We start from the raw sequence: 728 nt of genomic DNA, 5'->3' as shown, positions 1-728 counted from the left end.
CCCTTTTTGTCTTGATACTTATTCATATAAGCCATTGAAATGACTGGCCTGTAAGTTTCAGTGGCTTATCTAAATTGGTATAAAGTGAGAAACCATGATGAAAAAAACAACGACACTTCTTGGAATTTGCGCAATCCTTTCTGCGCCTGCCTTCGCTGCTCAGTTGACTCTGCAAAAGGAATTAGTGCCTCGCGTTATTAATGGTGAGTTCGTTTACCCTGAGTGGATCTCTGACAACAACAGTATCGAGCTAAAAGACGGTGAAAACCAGTTAGCGGTGACTGTTGGTCAAATTGTGTTTGAAGATGGAAAGCGCCGTAAGTTTGATTCGCAGCCTCTTTTATTAGAGTTTGATGCAGAAAAAGATGCTGAACTTTCTCTGACTTACAAAACCTTCCGCACCATTGAAGAAGCGAAAGCCTTCGAACTCGATCCAAAAGTGGTACTAAAGGATAAAAACGGAAAAGAAGTGGATTTCTCTATGGTTCAGCTCCGTAAAGGTGGTTTGCAAGGTTTTCGTGATTACGAGCGAGAAGTGGCCGACTACAACAACGCAATGAACAAACAAGCGACCAAGAGCAGCATCGCGCAATCTCCGGCGGTGACGAAAACATTGAAAGAGTCGTTCAATGAACTCAGCCGTGAAGAGCAACAAGAGTTCATGCAATGGGCGATGCGTAACCTGAAGTAATTTCGTCTCGCGCTTAAACAATAAATAAGAGGGCAGT

General features: G+C 43.1%; 1 protein-coding gene. It reads left to right on the top strand.

What is annotated here, in order from left to right; all coding sequences use genetic code 11:
* Positions 1-94: 94 nt before the first annotated feature.
* Entirely contained in the window at positions 95-691 is a 597-nt protein-coding gene (locus R7Q46_RS26880) for a DUF2057 domain-containing protein (RefSeq protein WP_005453993.1), read from the top strand.
* Positions 692-728: the final 37 nt, after the last annotated feature.

This window comes from Vibrio sp. 811, from assembly GCF_033339195.1.
This window is presented reverse-complemented; position numbering and strand designations above follow the sequence as displayed.

Excerpts from the sequence above, each read along its gene's own strand:
- R7Q46_RS26880 (WP_005453993.1), top strand. The coding sequence starts at position 95 with ATGATGAAAAAAACAACGACACTTCTTGGAATTTGCGCAATCCTTTCT.